We start from the raw sequence: 20778 nt of genomic DNA on the forward strand, positions 1-20778 counted from the left end.
GTAAGGTTTGTAGTGAGGACTTCAGTCCTTCCTAAATGCGGACTAAAGTCCTCACTACAAACAGTAAGTAAGGTTTGTAGTGAGGACTTCAGTCCTTCCTAAATGCGGACTAAAGTCCTCACTACAAGCAGTAAGTAAGGTTTGTAGTGAGGACTTCAGTCCTTCCTAAATGCGGACTAAAGTCCTCACTACAAGCAGTAAGTAAGGTTTGTAGTGAGGACTTCAGTCCTTCCTAAATGCGGACTAAAGTCCTCACTACAAGCAGTAAGTAAGGTTTGTAGTGAGGACTTCAGTCCTTCCTAAATGCGGACTAAAGTCCTCACTACAAGCAGTAAGTAAGGTTTGTAGTGAGGACTTCAGTCCTTCCTAAATGCGGACTAAAGTCCTCACTACAAGCAGTAAGTAAGGTTTGTAGTGAGGACTTCAGTCCTTCCTAAATGCGGACTAAAGTCCTCACTACAAACAGTAAGTAAGGTTTGTAGTGAGGACTTCAGTCCTTCCTAAATGCGGACTAAAGTCCTCACTACAAACAGTAAGTAAGGTTTGTAGTGAGGACTTCAGTCCTTCCTAAATGCGGACTAAAGTCCTCACTACAAACAGTAAGTAAGGTTTGTAGTGAGGACTTCAGTCCTTCCTAAATGCGGACTAAAGTCCTCACTACAAACAGTAAGTAAGGTTTGTAGTGAGGACTTCAGTCCTTCCTAAATGCGGACTAAAGTCCTCACTACAAACAGTAAGTAAGGTTTGTAGTGAGGACTTCAGTCCTTCCTAAATGCGGACTAAAGTCCTCACTACAAACAGTAAGTAAGGTTTGTAGTGAGGACTTCAGTCCTTCCTAAATGCGGACTAAAGTCCTCACTACAAACCTTTTTTATGGCGATCGTTCGATCGCACCTGAGATCGGTTCGCTCGAATTCGATCCCATTGTAGGCGGGCGATCGCATATTTTCCTGATTTAGGTTGCAGGACGTGATAAAAAACTGTAGTGTGCGGATTAATTCCTCGAAATTTTTATTGAAATTTTCCTAAGTGGTGTGGTGGGTAATTCTCGTGTCAATACAACAAATCAAAAAGCCCGATAGAAATCAAGAAATTCGCTTTTTCACCTTCTTGCAAAGAGTCTTCATTGGGACTCTAGCGAGTACATTATTCAATCTCTCGATCCTATTTCCCTCTCCCAGTTTTGCCCAAGTAGTTCTGGGAGTTGTTCGCAGTTCCGAGAATTCCCCCGACTGGGTGAAGATTACCACGCGCCTCTGGGAAAGCGGCATTGCTTACAAACCAATAAATCTCGAAGACATCAAAAATTTGGCGGATTTAGCAGGCGTTAACGTGCTGTTTTTGCCCAATATAGAAACTTTGACTCCGGCGCAAATTAAAGTTTTAGAAGCTTGGACAAAACAGGGAGGCCGCTTGATTGCTTCAGGCCCAGTCGGCCGCAGTTCCCCAGCCTTGGTACGTCAATCTTTACGATCGCTCCTCGGGGCCTATTGGGCTTTTCCGTTGACTCAGCGGGGAGGTGTGCAACCCCGCACCCGCTGCCGCGATCTCGCTTGTACCAGTTCTAGCAACTGGGTTCCCCCAGAACAAAAAAATGCCTCGGTTCAAGGCGGCGTCTTGATTCCCGCCGACGCGAACAGTCAAACCATCGCTACCTGGAAAGATAGTTCCGGTTCCTCCGCTGCGATCGCCACCGATCGCGCTACCTATCTCGGCTGGCGCTGGGGTAGCGACGGTTCTCCAAATATAGACTCGGCTTGGCTGCGGGCCTCGATCGCCCGCTGGGGAGGAACTGTGGGTAGGCCTGTCGAGCCGCCAACAGCAGCCGCACCACCGCTGCCAAATCCCCCCTCCAGGGTCACGAGAAATACCCCCAGTTCGCCGCGCAATACTCCGCTGAGCCGACTTTCTCCTTCTCCCCCCCTTCCCGATCCCGTACCTGCAACTTTTACAGACCCTTCGGATCAGTCGGCGCCTGCGGGTTTGGACGTGCAGATAAATTCCAATAAGCCGATCGTCAGCATTGAAGCCTACTTGATGCGCCAAGAACTCACCAACCTCCTCGGCAGGTTTGAAAGCGCCCTGACAGCAGCTAATTCAGGCAATACTGCGGTCAATATCAATGCTGCTATCCCCCCTCAATTGGTGGCGTCAAACAACAGTGTCGGTGGGCCGCAGGCGAGTCGCCCGTTGGTTTTGCCAGCAGCAACCACAGGGGCGATCGCCAAGGCCCGTCAGGTTTTGCAAAATTTTGACCAACTCCTGCAAGAGCAAAAATACGCTGAGATCAGGCAGCAGTGGGTGCAAGCGCGCCAGTTGCTGTGGCAAAATTACCCCCAGGAAGGGCAGCGCGTTGGGGCGGAAATTCGCGCCGTTTGGCTCGATCGCGGTACGATCGTCGCAGCGCGATCGGAACAGGGTTTGGCCTCGGTGTTCGATCGACTTGCCGCCGCCGGAATCAATACGGTTTTCTTTGAAACTTTAAATGCCGGATATCCGATTTATCCCAGTCAAGTTGCACCGCAACAAAACCCCCTCACAGTTGGCTGGGATCCTCTGGAATCTGCGGTTAAATTAGCCCACGAGCGAGGCATAGAACTGCACGCTTGGATTTGGACTTTTGCCACGGGCAATAAACGCCACAATACTTTAATTGGCAAACCTGGTTCTTATCCAGGCCCGGTACTTTCGGCCTATCCAAATTGGGCAAACATTGACAATAAAGGACGCACCCAAAACCCTAACGATGGAAAATTTTATCTCGATCCTGCAAACCCGGAAGCGCGGAATTATTTACTAAGAATTATCAGCGAAATTACCAGCAAATACAAAGTAGATGGTGTGCAATTAGACTACATTCGCTATCCTTTTCAAGATGACAATGCAGGTTTTGTCTACGGTTACGGTTCAGCAGCAAGGCAGCAATTTAAACAGTTAACTGGTACCGATCCGGTGAATATTTCGCCGAGTTCTGGCAATTTGTGGCGCCAGTGGGTTGAGTTTAAAACCAATCAAATTAATAGTTTTGTAGCTGAAGTATCTCAGCTTTTGCGGCAGAATTATCCGCGCACTATTCTGTCAGTCGCGGTGTTTCCCCACCCCGAAAGTCAGCGGATTTACAAAATTCAGCAAAATTGGGAAGTTTGGGCCCGTCAGGGGATTGTAGACTTGATTGTGCCGATGACTTATGCTTTGGATACGAACCGACTTCAACGCATTACGGAACCGCTAGCAAAGGAACAAATGCTCGGTTCGGCCTTGATTTCTCCCTCGGTTAAGTTGTTGACACTCCCGGAAGTTGTGGCGATCGACCAAATTCAAGCTTTGCGCGATTTGCCGACTGGGGGCTATGCTATTTTTGCGGTGGAAAGTATCAGCAGCGGGATGCAGGGCTTTTTTAACCGGACTCAAGGTGTCAGAGTGCGATCGTCTACCAGGGCTTCGCTAACAACTTCTGCTTCCGAACCAATTCCTTACCGCCAGCCCTTTGCAGCAGCAGCTTCGCGCTATACTGCTCTCAAGCAGGAATGGAGTTTTTTGTTGGCTAACAATCAGTTGCGGGTGTCGGAATCTGAATTGAAAGTTCTCAAAAGTCGATCGGAGGAATTGGGTGTTGCCTTGAGCAGATTGGCTGCAAGTCCTTCTGCCGAAAGCTTAACAACTGCTAAAAGATTGTTGGCGAGTTTTGAAGCTCAATTTCAATCTACGATGCGCTTGCATTCTGGGGAAAATAGCTATCAGGTGCAAACTTGGCAAAATCGTTTGGAAAGCTTGGATATGTTGTTGCGTTACGGCGAAAGGGTGGAGTTGAATCGCAGGTAAATGCAGGTGTTTCGGGTGCCGGTGGCTGCGGATAGTGCGATCGTACCCAATCACCTGCATCGATAGTTCTCCAAAAACTTTCTCTTGAAATACGCTAGATTAATTTAAATTAATACCCTGGACAGTTGTCAGTACGGACAATATCTGCATAGCAGTTATACCAATCTGCATTTCCCGCAACAAGTAAGTAGGTCATCAAAAAAAACCTGATTCTCTTGTAAGGGCTGGTGTCGGTTAAAATTCTATGATAGAAGCTAGTAGAGCAGCGCTTTCACCCGCCCAACTGATGTAATCTTTATTTGTAACCACCTACTTATGCCGCGGACATCTCTATTGCGTGTCCGAAGACCGGAAGGCAAGCGATCCGATCGCGATCGCCAACACCCAGGATTGCTTCGCACTCGCAAATCAGGTTAAAAAACTCTAATTGTGCAGTCACGAGGGAAGTCCTCAAAACTCTCAAAAGGCGATCGCCAACACTTTTACGATGAGTCAGGAACCGGATTTGAGACAACTCCCTCCTGTATCGCTCCAAGACTTTAAGATCTACTAATTTCCACGACCAATTTCAATTATTTTTAGGATGAATATGTTTCCTAAACCGCTGAATCGCTTTGCTACCAAAATTATCGGCAAAGCTCCATTACAAACTGTGCTCGTGCTTCCTTTTTTAGTGCAAATTGTTGGCATAGTAGGAGTTGTAGGTTGGCTGTCGTTCCAAAACGGTCAGCGCGCGGTCAACGATGTGGCCGCTCAGTTGCGACAAGAAATTAGCAACCGAGTTTACGATCGCGTCAAAAGCTACCTCCAAGTTCCCCAACAAGTCAATCAAATTAACTATTATGCCCTGCAACAGGGCTTGTTAGACTTTCAAAAACTCTCAGAAGCTGAACTTTATTTTTGGCGGCAAGTTCAAGCTTTCCCTTCTTTAGGCAATGCTGGCCTTGCCAATGCAGAAGGTCAATCTTTCCGTGTCGGTTGGATCGATAGAGAATCAACTTCGGAACAACCGCAGATTGCAGAACAACTGACCCCAGGTGGCGGCGATCTTTACTACTACAACATCGACAATAATGCCAACCGCGTCAAACTTGCTAAAAAAGTTCCTAACTACGATCCACGTAACCGTCCTTTTTATACGAGTGCTATCAAGCAAGGAAAGCCTACTTGGAGCGAAGTTTACATAAATTTTGGCTATAACGTGCTGCAAATAAAAGCGAGCAGACCTTTTTATAATAGCAGTGGCAAACTGTTAGGAGTTATCGCCTCTGAATTGGGAATCAACCAAATTAGTCATTTTTTGCAAACGCTAAAATTTGGTCGTTCAGGGCAAGTATTTATTCTCGAACCGACAGGTGATTTAGTGGCAAGCTCGATTAAAAGTCAAGCCATATTAACGGGAAAAGCCAAAGATTCCAAACGCATTCAAGCAGTAAACAGCGATAATTTAATTATGCGCTCTAGTGTTGCTTTTTTGAAAAATCACTTCGTCAGTTTAAAAAATATTCAGCAAAACTATCAATTTGAATTTAAGATCGACGGGCAACAAGAATTTCTCCAAGTTTTTCCCATTACTGACGAATACGGCTTAAATTGGCTGGTTGTGGTGGTTGTGTCAGAGTCTGATTTTATGGAGCAAATTAACTCTAATACGCGCACGACGATTTGGCTGTCGGTTGCAGCTTTGATAACAGCGACAATTCTAGGGATTCTGACTGCGAAATGGGTGGTGCGACCGATTTTAATGTTAAATTTGGCCGCGAAAGCTTTGGCGAGCAATGAGTGGGATACAAAATTAGTGAGTTATCGTTCTGACGAACTCGGAGAACTTGCCACTGCTTTTAACAGCATGGCAGAGCAATTGCAGCATTCATTTACTTCGCTCTCGGAAAGTGAAAGCCGAGTTAAACAATTTCTCGATGCAGTACCGCTAGGCATTTTTATTGTCGAAAAAAATGGTAAACCTCACTACATTAATCCTATAGGAGAGCAACTTTTTGGTCAAGGAATCATAGCAGCAGATGCCGAAAATTTGCGCCAAGCTTACAAAGTTTATTTAGCTGGAACCCAGGAAATTTACCCGGCGGAACACGACCCTATTTTAAATGCTTTGCAGGGCAAAAGTGTCACTGTCGATGACATGGAAATCTCCTCCAGTGACAAAACTGTTCCCCTACAAGTTTGGGGAACTCCTATTTACGACGCCCAAGGACATATTATCTACGGGATGTGCGCTTTTCAAAATATTACGGAACGCAAACAAGCGGAGCAACTGTTAAAAGAATACAACCAAAACTTAGCAGTGCAAGTTGCAGAACGTACCGCCGCTCTTGCCAAGGCAAAAGAAAAGTTTTCTAAAGCTTTTCGTTCTAGTCCAAATGCAATTACGATCACGAGAATCAGTGACGGTCGCCACATAGAAGTTAATGAAAGCTTTTGCCGGATGATTGGCTACACGCACGACCAAATTATTGGCAAAACAGCCGTAGATCTGAATTTTTGGGCGAGTCTAGGAGAGCGCGATCGCATGATTCAAATGTTAAGAAACCAGACAGCCCTTCACAATTACGAGCTGAGATTTCGCAAAAAAAACGGTACAGAAAGAACTGCCCTGCTGTCTATTGAAACCATCGATATTGACGGAGAAGCTTGTTTTCTCTCGATTTCGAGCGATATTACCGATCGCCAAAAAGCAGAAACCGCCCTCCGCGAAGCAGAAGAAAAGTATCGCAACATTTATGAAAACGCTTTGAATGGCATTTTTCAAACTGCTGCTGACGGGACATACCTCAGCGCCAACCCCGCTTTAGCTGAACTCTACGGTTACGAATCGCCCGCAGAATTAATCGCAGCACAGCCGAATTTCAAGAACCAGCTTTACGTGAAACCCAACCGCCGCAGCGAATTTGTAGCGCTGATCGACGAGTACGGGATACTGTCTAACTTTGAATCGGAAATTTACCGCAAAGATGGTAGCATCATCTGGATTTCCGAAAATTGTCGGGCCGTGTGCGATCCCGCAGGAAATCTACTTTATCACGAAGGTTTTATTAAAGATATTACGGATAGCAAACAAGCACAAATCAAAATGGAGCAGGCGAAAGAAGCCGCCGAAGCAGCCAACAAAGCTAAAAGTACGTTTCTCGCCAATATGAGCCACGAATTGCGATCGCCCCTGAACGCAGTCATCGGCTTTGCTCAAGTCATGATCCGCAGTAAAAATTTGTCTCCCGAAAATCAAGAAGATGTCGGGATTATCCTGCGGAGCGGCGAGCATTTGCTGACGTTAATTAACCAAGTTTTAGACTTGTCAAAAATTGAAGCCGGACGCACTACCATTAATGAAAAAAGTTTCGATTTATACCGACTTCTCGACGATTTAGAAGATATGTTTGCTCTCAAAGCTGAGGAAAAAGACTTGCAATTAATCTTCGATCGAGATGCAGAAGTTCCCCATTACATTTCCACAGATGAAGTGAAATTGCGCCAAGTATTAATTAATTTGCTCAACAATGCAATTAAATTTACTTCACAAGGTGGAGTGTCTGTGCAAGTGAAAGGAGGAAAGCGGAATTTACACAAAAACAGCGCTGATGAAATGCCCGGCCGCTACTCGCTTCACTTTGAAGTTCAAGATACTGGTGCAGGCATTGCCACCGAAGAAATCCATCAGTTGTTTGAAGCATTTGTGCAGACAACAACGGGTAAAGATTCTCAAGAAGGCACGGGTTTAGGTTTAGCGATCAGCCGCCAGTTCGTGCAATTGATGGGAGGTGAAATTACTGTTAGCAGCGAGGTGGGCAAGGGTGCGCTATTTCAGTTTGACATCCAAGTTCACCTGGTGGAAGCTAGTGATATTGAAAGCAAAAAAGCTCTACGTCGAGTTGTTGCCCTCGAACCGAATCAGCCACCTTACCGCTTGCTAATTGTGGACGACAAACCTTTGAACCGCCAACTGTTAGTAAAACTTCTCAGTCCGTTGGGATTTCTGTTGAGAGAAGCGAATAACGGTCAAGAAGCGGTGGATATTTTTAGGGATTGGGAACCGCATCTAATTTGGATGGACATGAGAATGCCTGTAATGGACGGGTACGAGGCAACGAAACAGATTAAAACTACAACTGGCGGGCAAGCAACGGCGATTGTTGCCCTGACTGCTAGTGTTTTGGAGGAAGAACGGGCGGTGATTCTTTCGACGGGTTGCGATGATTTTATGCGGAAACCGTTCCGAGAGGAAGATATCTTTGCGGCCATGGGGAAACATTTAGGAGTACGCTATATTTATGAAGAGCCAACAGAGGTCAGTATGGGGGGTGCGGGGGAGTCTAGTCAGGATGTGCTGACACCAGAGGCGATCGCCTCTCTTTCTCCAGACTGGAGGGTTCAATTCAAGCAAAATATTTTGAGTGTAGACATGGAGGCGATCGCCAGTTCGATCGCACAAATCGGCACTATCAACCCCTCTCTGGCTGCCACGCTTCAAGATTGCATTAATAATTTTGAATATGACAGAATTTTGACCATAATCGAGCGCAGCGAACAACAGTAAATACCGATGAATTTAACTTTACCCAACACCAATCGAGCTAATATTTTAGTGGTGGACGACACGCCACAAAACCTGCGGCTGCTGGCAGGAATTTTGAGCGACAAAGGCTATCAAGTTCGCCCGGTTCCCAACGGCAAGCTAGCACTGTCTGCCGCTCAAAAAATGCCCCCAGATATAGTCCTGCTGGATATTATGATGCCGGAGATGGATGGCTATGAAGTTTGTCAGCACCTCAAAGATTCTGAAGTAACAAAAGACATCCCGGTGATTTTCATCAGTGCGATTAACGACGTGATGGATAAAGTTAAAGCTTTTGCAGTTGGGGGAGTGGACTTTATTACCAAACCGTTTCAGGTTGAAGAAGTTTTAGCCCGCATCGAAACTCATTTAAAAATTTGTTCGTTGCAACAAAGTTTGCAAGAAAAAAATCAAGATTTAGCAACTGCTATCTACCAATTGCAAGCGACACAAGAGCATTTGATTCAATCGGAAAAAATGGCGGCACTGGGACAACTGATTGCCGGCATTGCCCACGAAATCAATACTCCGCTGGGCATCATAGGTTCATCTATCGATAATATTTCTAATTTTTGGGACGAAAATTTAGAAAAAATGCCTCAATTTTTTCAACAACTTTCTGAAGAAAGCCAAGCTTGTTTTTTAGCTTTGCTGCACAGATCTATAAATCACGAAACGCTATTTACTAGCAGAGAAAAGCGCAAAATTAAGCAGCAGTTGACTAACGAGTTGATGGCAGGAGGCATTGAAAATGCGGAAGAAATAGCGGATAGTTTAGTTGACATGGAGATTTACGATCGCATAGAAGAATTGTTGCCATTTTTTAAATTGCCGGATTGGGAAGTGGTTTTCAATACTGCTTACCAGTTTGCGAGCTTTAAAAAAAGTATTAGCCTGATCCAAAGAGCGACAGCCAAGTCGGGAAAAGTAGTATTTGCCTTAAAAAGCTACGCTCATTTCGATAGCAAGCAAGAAAAAGTGCAGGCGAACTTGCATGATGGCATTGAAATGGTGTTAACTCTTTATCAAAATCAACTGAAACACGGCATAGAAGTAGTCAAAAACTATGGAGATTTACCGAAAATTATGTGCTATCCCGATGACTTAAATCAAGTTTGGACAAATCTAATTCACAATGCCCTGCAAGCAATGGATTATAAAGGTATTTTGACGATTGAAACTAAGCAGCAAGAGACAAATCTTGTCCTCAAATTTACTGATGACGGCAAAGGTATTCCCCCAGAAGTTATTCCCAAAATTTTTCACCCATTTTTTACGACTAAATCTGCGGGGGAAGGTAGCGGTTTGGGATTGGACATCGTGAGAAAAATTGTTGACAAACATGAAGGTACAATTGCTGTAGAGTCGGTACCGGGACAGACAAGCTTTACAGTCTCCCTCCCAATCTATTAAACTAAACTTACACCTGTTAAAAAAAGAATGCCACTGTCAGCAAGCACCAAACCCCGATTGTCATCAGTGATACCCAATCGAACATCCCCAATCCTCCAATGCCAAAATGGTATTATCCGCAGGGGCTGATTCCCGATAGCGACAGGGGCTGTCTCGCTGACAAACATAAGATTTATTGCGATTGACCGGGTTTCTTTTGTGAAGTTCTATTAAAATAAAATAGGGGACATAGATAGTGCATCCTCGCCCCAAATCAATAACACAGAAGCAAGTCATGTCGGTAAACCCATTAAAATAATAGCAGAGAGCAAAAGATGAATAAGCCTGTAATTCTTTGCGTTGACGATGAACCCGATATCTTGAAGACTCTCAAGATGCAGCTCAAGAATGAATTTAAAGATGATTATTTTTACGAATTAGCTGAAAGTGGTGATGAAGCTTTAGATTTACTGGAGGAGTTTCCAGCAGAAGCTGAGGTGATTGTGGTTGTTTCTGATTGGCTGATGCCGGGAATTAAAGGTGACGAACTGTTAATTAGAGTTCACCAAAAATATCCTAAAATCGTTAAGGTGATGTTGACGGGGCAAGCGGATAAAGCTGCTCTTCAGCGGGCAGTAGAAGAAGCCGATTTATACTGCTGTTTGTACAAACCGTGGAAAAGTAAAGAGTTAATAGATACGATCAAATCTGGGCTGGCAAAGTTATTATGAAAAAACCTGTGATTGTATGTATTGATGACGAACCTGATGTTTTGAACAGTTTAAAGATTGAACTGAAAAAGGCGATCGGGGATCGGTGTATTATTGAAACGGCTGAGGGGGGGGAAGATGCTTTAGAGTTACTGGAAGATTTGCAGGCGGATGAATACGAGATTGCGTTGGTGCTTTCCGATTATATTATGCCGGATATTAAAGGGGATGAACTGCTTAAAAAAATTCACGAACGATCGCCCGATACGCTGACTATTATGCTGACTGGGCAAGCTGATTTGGAAGCTCTGAGCAATGCTATAAAGTATGCTAAATTGTACCGTTACATCCCTAAACCTTGGCACAATGAAGATTTGAAATTAACGGTAGTAGAAGCAATTCACAGTTACTTGCAAGACCAAAAGTTAACAGATGAAATCCTGAAGCGGCAAGAAGTAAATGCGGCGCTGTCGGCGAGCGAAAGCCGCCTGAACCAATTTTTAGCAGCTCTGCCCGTGGGGGTATCTGTTTACAATCCCGACGGCTCGATCGCCTATTTCAACCAAGCAGCGCGGGATTTGCTGGGTGCAGACACTATCCCGGAAAGCACTGCGGAACAATTAGCTGCAACTTATCAACTTTATGTTGCCAATACTGATGAGCTTTACCCGCCGGACAATCTACCAATTTTGCGCGCGCTCAAAGGAGAATTTGTCAGGGTTGACGATGTAGAAATCCGTCAAGATGGCAAAATAATTGCGATCGAGATCAATACTACCCCAATTTTTGACGCTAGGGGAAATATTGTTTATGCGATCGCAGCTTTTCAAGATATTACCGATCGCAAACGAGCCGAAAAAATACTAGCAGATTACCAGCACACCTTAGAAACCAAAATAGACGAACGCACAGAACAACTGCAACAAGCCGCCTTAGCTGCTGAAGCTGCAAACAAAGCTAAAAGCACGTTTTTGGCCAATATGAGCCATGAATTGCGGACTCCTCTCAATTCGATACTGGGGTTTGCACAAATCATGGAAGGCAGCTCCAATTTTACTGTCGAAAACCACGAAAATCTGAGTATTATTCGCCGCAGTGGCGAACACTTGCTGGCCCTGATCAATGAAGTTTTAGACTTGTCAAAAATTGAAGCGGGGCGGATGATACTTGACCCTAAAGACTTCGACTTATACCGCTTGCTTGACGATTTACAAGATATGTTTCAAATGCGGGCAAAGAATCAAGAGGTTCAGTTGCTTTTTCAGCGAGCAAATGACGTTGCCCAGTATGTGCGAACCGATGATGTCAAACTGCGGCAAGTGCTGATAAATATTCTCAGCAATGCAATTAAGTTTACGGAACAAGGTTCGATCGTTTTAAGGGTTTCACAATTAGAAAAATCTAGAATAGTTGATTTATTGGGGAATCCCACAGCTTGCATTGATACTACAAAAAGTATTAGAGACTTTGCCACCAATAGAATTGATGTGGCAACTGTTGTACCCACAGATGAGCCTGATGATTTAACTGACGAGCGGGTAATTTTCCTTCAGTTTGAAATAGAAGATACAGGCGTTGGTATTGCTTCGGAAGAATTGGGGAATATTTTCAAGGCATTTGTGCAAACATCTTCGGGTCAAAGAACTCAAAAGGGTACGGGTTTGGGATTGACTATTACCCGTCAATTTGTCCGGCTGATGGGAGGAGAAATCGTCGTAGAAAGTGAATTAGAACGCGGCACAAATTTTAAATTTGAGATTCCAGTAGGTGTGGTTGATGTTGCTAATATTCCTGCCCCAGAAATTAACCGGGAAGTTACTGGGTTGGAACCAAATCAACCCTGCTATCGAATTTTAATTGTAGACGATCGCGAAGACAACCGCCAACTTTTAGTCAAAATTCTTTCTCCCTTGGGTTTTGGAGTGCGAGAGGCTAGCGATGGCTGCGAAGCAATAGAAATATGGGAAAATTGGCAGCCGCATTTAATTTTGATGGATCTGCGAATGCCAGTGATGGACGGCTATGAAGCTACTAAAGAAATTAGGAACAGAATACAGCAGCAAGAGCAAGAGCGACAAGAAAACGGCTCTGTGATTCCGAAGATTGTTGCTTTGACAGCTAGCACTATTGAAGAGAAACGATCGTCTGCTTTATCTATAGGCTGCGACGATTTTATTAGCAAACCTTTCCGCAAAACTGATATATTTGATACGCTCCACAAACATTTGGGAGTGAGGTACCTCTACTCTTACTCAACTGATTTTATCCCAACGGGCGATCGCCACAATCAATCTGACGCTACCTCTAATGCTGCGCTTGCTTACTCGCCCGCACTTCCCGCAGAATGGATAGAAAACATGAGGCAGGTAATACGTAGCGCTGATTTTGACTTAATTGCGAGGACGATCGAGCAATTAAGGTACGATCGTCCTGAATTTGCCGAAATCCTCCAGGATCATCTCAATAATTTTGACTACCAGAAAATTCTTACTTTAATTGCCGAGGCATAAAAATAGCATGGTAGAGTTCATCAGTTGACAGTTGACAGTTGACAGTTGACAGTTGACAGCTACCTCTTCCATCGATAGAAGAGGATTGGAGCAATGAATCATTTTGTTTGATTTCCCCCGTTTAGGGGGAGGCTTCAGATCCAATTTTCAGGCGTGAAGGTCGATCGGGAAATTTCCTCTAGAGGATCACATTGAAATGGCGATCGAGATTCAACTCAATCTAGTGTTACCCAAAAAAGTTGGTAAAAAAAATCGGTTGAAATCTGATTCTTTACCAAAATTGTAGCAGCAAAGAGAGAAGCAAAAAAAACTCCGGGAAGCAAAATCATGAAAAAACCTGTGATTGTTTGTATTGATGACGAAGCTGATGTTCTGAACAGTTTAAAGATTGAACTAAAAAAGGCGATCGGCGATCGGTGTATTATTGAAACAGCGCAAGGAGGAGAAGATGCTTTAGAGTTATTAACAGATTTACAGGCGGACGAACACGAAATAGCTTTAGTCGTTTCTGATTATATCATGCCGGATATCAAAGGAGACGAACTGCTCCAAATAATTCATGAACGATCGCCCAATACGCTGAAAATTATGCTGACTGGTCAAGCAGATTTAGAGGCAGTGAGTCACGCTATCAAGTATGCCAAGCTGTACCGCTACATCCCCAAACCTTGGCAAAAGGAAGATTTGAAGTTAACAGTAGTAGAAGCAGTTCACAGCTATTTGCAAGACCAAAAGTTGGCTGATGAAGTTATTAAGGGGCGAGAAGCAAACAAGCAGTTGCAGATAGTAAACCAGGAATTGTCGGCGAGTGAAAGCCGGTTAAATCAATTTTTAGCAGCTTTGCCTGTGGGGGTATCTGTTTACAATCCCGACGGCTCTATCGCCTATATCAATCATGCCACCAACCAGTTGCTGGATGCAGATACTGGCTTGGCAGACAGTATGCTAGGCAACAGTGTTGAACAATTAGTTGCAGGTTCTCAATTTTATGACGCCGAAAACGATCGGCTGTATTTCCCTGAAAATTTTCCGATCTTGCGGGCGCTGAGAGGGGAATATGTCAAGGTGAATGAAGTTGAAATCCTTCAATACGGGCTGACAATCACTCTAGAAATAAGTGCCACACCCATTTTTGACGGCAACGGAAATATTGTTTTTGCGATCGCAGTTATTCAAGACATCAGCCAGCGCAAAGAATTAGAAAATTTCCTATCCAATTACCAGCGCACCTTAGAAGCTGAAATTGTAGAACGCACAGAACAACTGCAAAAAGCTGCCTTCGCCGCCGAAGCAGCAAACAGAGCGAAAAGTACCTTCCTTGCCAACATGAGCCACGAGTTGCGTACACCCCTCAATGCCATACTCGGCTTTACTCAAATCGTCGAACCCAGCCCGAATTTGACAGTAGAAGACCGAGAAAATATCAGAATTATTTACCGCAGCGGCGAACACTTGCTGACTTTAATCAATCAAGCTTTAGACTTGGCAAAAATCGAAGCGGGGCGGATGACACTTCTTCCGACTAACTTTGACCTTTACTGCTTGCTTGACGAATTGCAAGAAATGTTTGACCTGCGAGCGAAAAATCAAGATTTGCAGTTGATTTTCCAGCGCGATGCTGACATTCCGCAGTACGTGCGAACCGATGAAGTGAAGCTACGCCAGGTGCTAATCAATCTTCTGAGTAATGCCATGAAATTTACTCAAATCGGCGGGGTGTCAGTAAGAGTGCGCCGGAAGTTAGAAGGTATTTCAGCAGCGAATTCGATCGCGAATATAGCCGAAATAAGCGATGAAGGGGAAATTGTCAGTCCCTTGAAAAATTCGACAGATTCAGATTTAGAAGCAAGCAATTATCCAGGAAATCCTATAATTTCCCGTCAGTCTGAAAGTAAAGTATTGGCAAGAATGGATAATTTAAATATTTCTAATTCTCTGTTTTTGGAGTTTGAAATAGAAGATACGGGAGTTGGTATTGCCCCAGAAGAAATGGGCAATCTTTTTCAAGCATTTGTGCAGACAGCATCCGGTCAAAAAGCTCAACAAGGTACTGGTTTGGGATTGACAATTAGCAATGAATTTGTACGGTTAATGGGTGGCGTTCTAACTGTAGAAAGCCAGCTAGAACGGGGTACTATTTTTAGATTTGACATAGAAGTTAGTGCAGTTGATGCCGCTGCAATTGCCACTCCAAAAATCATCCGTGAGGTGATTGGAATGGAACCCGATCAGCCATACTATCGAATTTTAATTGTGGACGATCGCACAGACAACCGCAAACTGTTAGTCAAAATGCTTTCTGGCTTGGGTTTCGGAGTCGAAGAGGCTAGCAACGGCCGTGAAGCGGTAGAAATGTGGGAAAATTGGCAGCCGCACTTGATTTTGATGGATTTGCGAATGCCGGTGATGGACGGCTACGAAGCGACGATCGAAATTAGATCGAGGATACAGCGGAGAAAGGAAGAGGAACAAGGCGAGGGGAAGATGGATATTCCCAATCCTCAATTCCTGAACCCGAAGATTGTTGCTTTAACAGCTAGTACCCATGAAGAGAAACGCGCTTTTTCTTTGTTGATGGGTTGTGATGACTTTATCAGAAAACCTTTCCGCAAAATGGATATATTTGATACGCTGAGCAAACATTTGGGGGTGAGTTATATCTATTCTGAATTGACAGGATCTGATTCAATGCCCGAGCGCAATAACCTATCTGATTCTTCTAATACTTTGTCTGCTTCTTTGCCCAACCTTCCCGCAGAATGGATGGATAATATGAGGCAGGTAATTCGCAGTGCTGATTTTGACTTAATTGCGAGGACGATCGAGGAAATAAGGGATGCTCATCCTGAATTTGCCGACATCCTTCAAGGTCATCTAGAGAATTTTGATTACCAAAAAATTCTCAACTTAATTATCGAAGCAGAGAAATTTAATAGTACGGGTGATCAGTTGACAGTTGACAGTTGACAGTTGACAGTTGACAGTTGACAGCTACCCATAGCAGTCGATAGAAGAGGATTGGAGGAATGAATCATTTTGTTTGATTTCCCCCGTTTAGGGGGAGGCTTCAGATCCAATTTTCAGGGGTGAAGTCTGAAAAAAAATCTCTGGATGACTGATGGCTAAAAATAATAGATACAATTCATCTTTAGTGGTGGCAATATCAAAATTTTAGACTAGACTTGAATTGCAGTCATTCACAAACAATCTTGAAATTATCTACATCGCTTACCAGTTTCTCTGTAAATCAAACAATCATGCAAAAGCTCTCAATTTTATCTGTGGTGTAAATCTAAAATCAACTTTCTGACTGGGGTGGCAAGGCAGTGAAACTGGCAAAAAAAGCGAAACCAAACAACTCTTTTTGCCTTGAATAAGTAAATATTCAACAAAAAAATGGCAAATAAATTTATGAAGAAACCTGTGATTGTTTGTATAGATGACGAGCCTGATGTTTTGGAAAGCTTAAAGATTGAGCTCAAAAAGGCGATCGGCGATCGGTGCATTATTGAAACGGCAGAAGGTGGAGAAGATGCTTTGGAATTGCTGGCAGATTTGCGGGCTGATGAGCATGAAATAGCTTTGGTGCTTTCCGATTACATCATGCCGGATATTAAAGGGGACGAGCTGCTCAAACAAATTCACGAACAATCGCCCGATACGCTGACTATTATGCTGACGGGACAAGCCGATTTACAAGCTCTGAGCAACAGCATCAAGTATGCTAAGTTGTACAGATACATCCAGAAACCTTGGCAAGATGAAGATTTGCAAATAACAGTAGTAGAAGCAATACACAGTTATTTGCAAGACCAAAAATTAACAATTGAAACTATCAAGCGACAACAAGCCAACGAGGAGTTAAAGAGAGTCAATGCGGAGTTAGAGGTGGTAAACGCAGACTTGAAGCTAGCCAATGAGGAATTATCTGCGAGTGAAAGTCGGCTGAATCAATTTTTAGGAGCTTTGCCGGTGGGGGTATCTGTTTACAATCCCGATGGCTCGATCGCGTATTTGAATCATGCAGCGCAGGAATTGCTTGATTCACAAACTGTCCTCGCGAGGGCTGCCCAAACATGGCGTGGAATGGATCAATTTTATAACGGCGAGAGCGATCGCCTATATTTTCCTGAAAATTTTCCGATTTTACGGGCGCTGAGAGGGGAATCTGTCAAAGTTGATGATGTTGAAATCACTCAATACGGTTTGATAATTACTTTAGAGGTAACTGCTACGCCAATTTTTGACAGCAGCGGAAATGTTGTTTTTGCGATCGCAGCTATTCAAGACATCAGCGAGCGCAAAGAAGCAGAAAGAGTCCTCGCAAATTACCAGCGTACCTTAGAAGCTGACATTGTGGAACGCACAGAACAACTGCAACAGGCTGCATTAGCTGCCCAAGCAGCAAACAGAGCAAAAAGTACGTTTCTCGCCAACATGAGCCACGAGTTGCGTACCCCCCTCAATGCCATACTCGGTTTTACTCAAATCGTCGAATCTAGCCCGAATCTAACAGCAGACGATCGAGACAATATCAGAATTATTCACCGCAGCGGCGAACACTTGCTGACTTTAATCAATCAAGCTTTAGACTTGGCAAAAATCGAAGCGGGCCGGATGATTGTTTTTCCGACAAACTTCAATCTCTACGACTTGCTTGACGAAATGGAAGATATGTTTCAACTACGAGCGAAAAATCAAGGTTTGCAGTTAGTTTTCCAGCGAAATACAGATGTTCCGGAGTACGTGCGAACTGATGAGGTAAAACTGCGCCAAGTGCTAATCAATCTCCTCAGTAATGCCATGAAATTTACCAGAGTTGGCGGGGTATCTGTAAGAGTGAGGCCTCTTAGGCAAGGCAGTTCGGCGGGGACAGATGTAGGGGATGTCATGGATGTGACAGATAGAAGTAATAGAGAAGAAGCAAGAGGAAATGATTCAGAAGGCGAAATTGTCATTGCCGCTGAAAGTCCTACAAATTTAGATGGTTCGACAAGTTACACTCTGCCTGAGAGTGGAAATTTGACGGAGAATAATTTAGATTTGTCTGGTTCGTTGTTTCTGCAATTTGAAGTAGAAGATACAGGAAGTGGCATTTCTCCCGAAGAATTGGGCAAGGTTTTTCAAGCCTTCGTGCAAACAGAATCCGGTCAAAAAGCTCAAAAAGGGACGGGTTTAGGCTTGACGATCAGCAGCCAATTTGTACGGCTAATGGGCGGCAATATTACTGTGGAAAGCGAGCAAAATCGAGGTACGATTTTTAGATTTGAGATTGAAGTTGATGCAGTTGATGCCGCTTCGATTCCTACCCCGGAAATCAGCAGCCAGGTGATGGGAGTGGAACCAGATGGGATTTCCTACCGGATTTTAGTTGTGGACGATCGCAAAGACAACCGCCAACTTTTAGTCAAAATGCTTTCTCCCTTGGGTTTTGCAGTGAAACAGGCTAGCAACGGCCGTGAAGCGGTAGAAATGTGGGAAAACTGGCAGCCGCACTTAATCTTGATGGATTTGCAAATGCCGGTGATGGATGGCTGCGAAGCGACGATGGAAATTAGACTCAGGATACAGCAGAGACAGTCCAAGCAAGCAATGGGGGAGGAAATCAACGTCTCTGGTGTCAAACCTCTGATTCCGAAGATTATTGCTTTGACAGCTAGTACCATTGAAGGGAGGCGATCGTTTGCTTTATTCGTCGGCTGCGACGATTTTATTAACAAACCCTTCCGCAAAAATGATATCTTTGATACTCTTCACAAACATTTAGGGGTGAAGTATCTATACTCTAACTCAACGGATTTGATGTCAGCGGGCGATCGCCACAATCTATCTGACTCCCAGTCTAATGATGCGCTTGCTTATTTACCCATACTTCCCGCACAATGGATAGATAACATGAGGCAGGTAATCCGCAGTGCTGATTTTGACTTAATTGGGATAACAATCGAGGAAATAAGGGATGCTCATCCTGAATTTGCCGAAATCCTCCAGGGTCATCTCGATAATTTTGATTACCAGAAAATTCTCAATTTAGTTGCCGAGGCGGAGGAATCAGATCGTGGAGATGAAGGCGGAACAAACTGAAAACTATCAAGCAGATATTTTAGTAGTTGACGATACGCCAGACAATCTGCGTTTGTTGATTAGAATCTTGCAAAAAAATGGCTATAAAGTTAGACCTGTTACTAATGGTTTTTCGGCTATAGATGCAATTCAGTCTAGCGTCCCAGATTTGATTTTGCTGGATATTATGATGCCGGATATTAACGGTTATGAATTATGTCAAAAACTGAAAGTACAACCGCAATTTAGCGAAATTCCCATCATTTTTATCAGCGCGTTAGAAGAAGGAATAGATAAGGCAAAAGCTTTTGAAGTAGGCGGAGCAGATTATATCACAAAACCTTTTCAGGTGAAAGAAGTATTGGCGCGAGTGAGCAATCAACTGACCGTGCGTTCTTTGCAAATGCAACTGCAAGAAAAAAATCAAAAATTGACCGATCAAAATGTCCAGTTGCACCAGGAAATTGCCGAACGCCGTCAGGTTGAAATGGAAACAAGATTGCTGCTGGAGGCAACTCAAGCTATTAGCAAATCTGACAATTTTGAGTCGGCTATAGATGTGATTTTAGGTTTAATTTGCCAAACTATTGAATGGAATCTGGGCGAAGCTTGGATTCCTAACAGTGACGGCGTTTTAAGATGTGCTAGAGGCAGGTACGTCAGCGATTCGAGTTTTGCCCAATTCCGACAGACAAGTTGGCAGCTAACTTTTGCTCCTGGTGTGGGACTCCCAGGGAGGATTTGGCAGTCGCAGCAGTCCGAATGGATCGAGGATGTTTCTACTGCACCGGAACAAGTGTTTCTGCGATCGGAAATTGCGGTAAATGTGGGATTGAAAGCAGCTTTTGGTTTGCCAATTTTGGCGGAAAATCAAGTGTTAGCTATTTTGATTTTTTATCGCGAAAAAGTTCTGGAATCTCAGCCGCGCTTGCTGGAATTGGTGAGTGCGGTTGCTACGCAGCTCGGTTCGCTGATTCAGCGGAAACAAGCTGAAGCAGCGCTGAAAGTGCAGCAAGAGCAAACAGAGAAATTGCTGCTGAATATTTTGCCTAAACCTATTGCTGAGCGCTTGCAAAAAGGCCAAAACCCGATCGCGGATCATTTTGATGAGGTGACGGTATTGTTTGCTGATTTGGTGGGTTTTACAGAGTTTTCGGCTCACAAAAGTCCGACGCAGTTGGTAGAAATTTTGAATGGAATTTTCTCGGAGTTCGATCGGTTGTCTGAGTTGCACGGGTTGGAAAAGATTAAGACGATTGGGGATGCTTACATGGTGGTTGGGGGTTTGCCGACGGCGCGCCAAGATCACTCTGAGGCGATCGCACTTTTAGCTTTGGATATGCAGGCAGCTTTGAGAAAGTTTAATCTCAAAATTGGAGAAGGTTTTCAATTGCGGATCGGAATTCACAGCGGTTCGGTGGTGGCGGGAATTATTGGGATTAGCAAATTTAGCTATGATTTGTGGGGAGATACTGTGAATGTTGCTTCGCGGATGGAGTCGAACGGATTGCCGGGTAAAATTCAAGTGACGGCGAAGACTTACGAGCGTTTGAAAGAGCAGTTTATTTTTGAAGAACGGGGGCCTATCACGGTTAAAGGTAAAGGAACAATGCTGACTTACTGGTTGCTCGAAGAACAAACTCAATCTATTTAGGTTTGAGATGTCAATTTCAATTAATATTAAAATTAGATCTAAATCGCACTTTCTGGAGAA

General features: G+C 44.1%; 9 protein-coding genes. 8 read left to right on the forward strand and 1 reads right to left on the reverse strand.

Annotated features, from left to right (window positions below; all coding sequences use genetic code 11):
• Positions 1-1050 precede the first annotated feature (1050 nt).
• A complete protein-coding gene (locus QZW82_RS06935) occupies positions 1051-3822 on the forward strand; it encodes a family 10 glycosylhydrolase (protein WP_293146451.1) in 2772 nt (923 codons plus the stop codon).
• Positions 3823-4135: 313 nt separating this feature from the next.
• Here the strand turns inward: QZW82_RS06935 and QZW82_RS06940 are convergent, their stop codons facing one another.
• Positions 4136-4336, reverse strand: a complete 201-nt coding sequence (locus QZW82_RS06940) for a hypothetical protein (protein WP_293146453.1) — start codon at positions 4334-4336, stop codon at positions 4136-4138.
• A gap of 75 nt (positions 4337-4411) precedes the next feature.
• On the opposite strand from QZW82_RS06940, the gene QZW82_RS06945 reads away from it, so the two are divergent.
• The 7 genes from QZW82_RS06945 to QZW82_RS06975 all read left to right on the forward strand — a co-directional run bounded on the left by QZW82_RS06945 (position 4412) and on the right by QZW82_RS06975 (position 20718).
• Positions 4412-8371: a PAS domain S-box protein gene (locus tag QZW82_RS06945; RefSeq protein ID WP_293146455.1), complete on the forward strand. Its 3960-nt coding sequence runs from the start codon at positions 4412-4414 to the stop codon at positions 8369-8371.
• Between the two features lie 6 nt (positions 8372-8377).
• Positions 8378-9802, forward strand: coding sequence for a response regulator (locus tag QZW82_RS06950; RefSeq protein WP_293146457.1), 1425 nt, complete (start codon positions 8378-8380; stop codon positions 9800-9802).
• Positions 9803-10116: 314 nt separating this feature from the next.
• Complete coding sequence (locus tag QZW82_RS06955) at positions 10117-10512, forward strand: response regulator (RefSeq protein ID WP_293146459.1); 396 nt, start codon at positions 10117-10119, stop codon at positions 10510-10512.
• Entirely contained in the window at positions 10509-13001 is a 2493-nt protein-coding gene (locus QZW82_RS06960) for a response regulator (protein ID WP_293146461.1), read from the forward strand. The genes QZW82_RS06955 and QZW82_RS06960 overlap by 4 nt, the downstream gene beginning before the upstream one ends.
• Positions 13002-13328: 327 nt before the next feature.
• Positions 13329-15968, forward strand: a complete 2640-nt coding sequence (locus QZW82_RS06965) for a response regulator (protein ID WP_293146463.1) — start codon at positions 13329-13331, stop codon at positions 15966-15968.
• Between the two features lie 444 nt (positions 15969-16412).
• The gene (locus QZW82_RS06970) at positions 16413-19085 is read left to right on the forward strand and encodes a response regulator (RefSeq protein ID WP_293146465.1); all 2673 of its coding nucleotides are present in this window, start codon (positions 16413-16415) and stop codon (positions 19083-19085) included.
• Positions 19060-20718 carry an adenylate/guanylate cyclase domain-containing protein gene (locus QZW82_RS06975; RefSeq protein WP_293146467.1) on the forward strand — a complete coding sequence of 553 codons (1659 nt, stop codon included), beginning with the start codon at positions 19060-19062 and terminating at the stop codon, positions 20716-20718. The genes QZW82_RS06970 and QZW82_RS06975 overlap by 26 nt, the downstream gene beginning before the upstream one ends.
• Positions 20719-20778: the final 60 nt, after the last annotated feature.

This window comes from Microcoleus sp. bin48.metabat.b7b8b9.023 (assembly GCF_013299185.1).
GTDB lineage: Bacteria > Cyanobacteriota > Cyanobacteriia > Cyanobacteriales > Microcoleaceae > Microcoleus.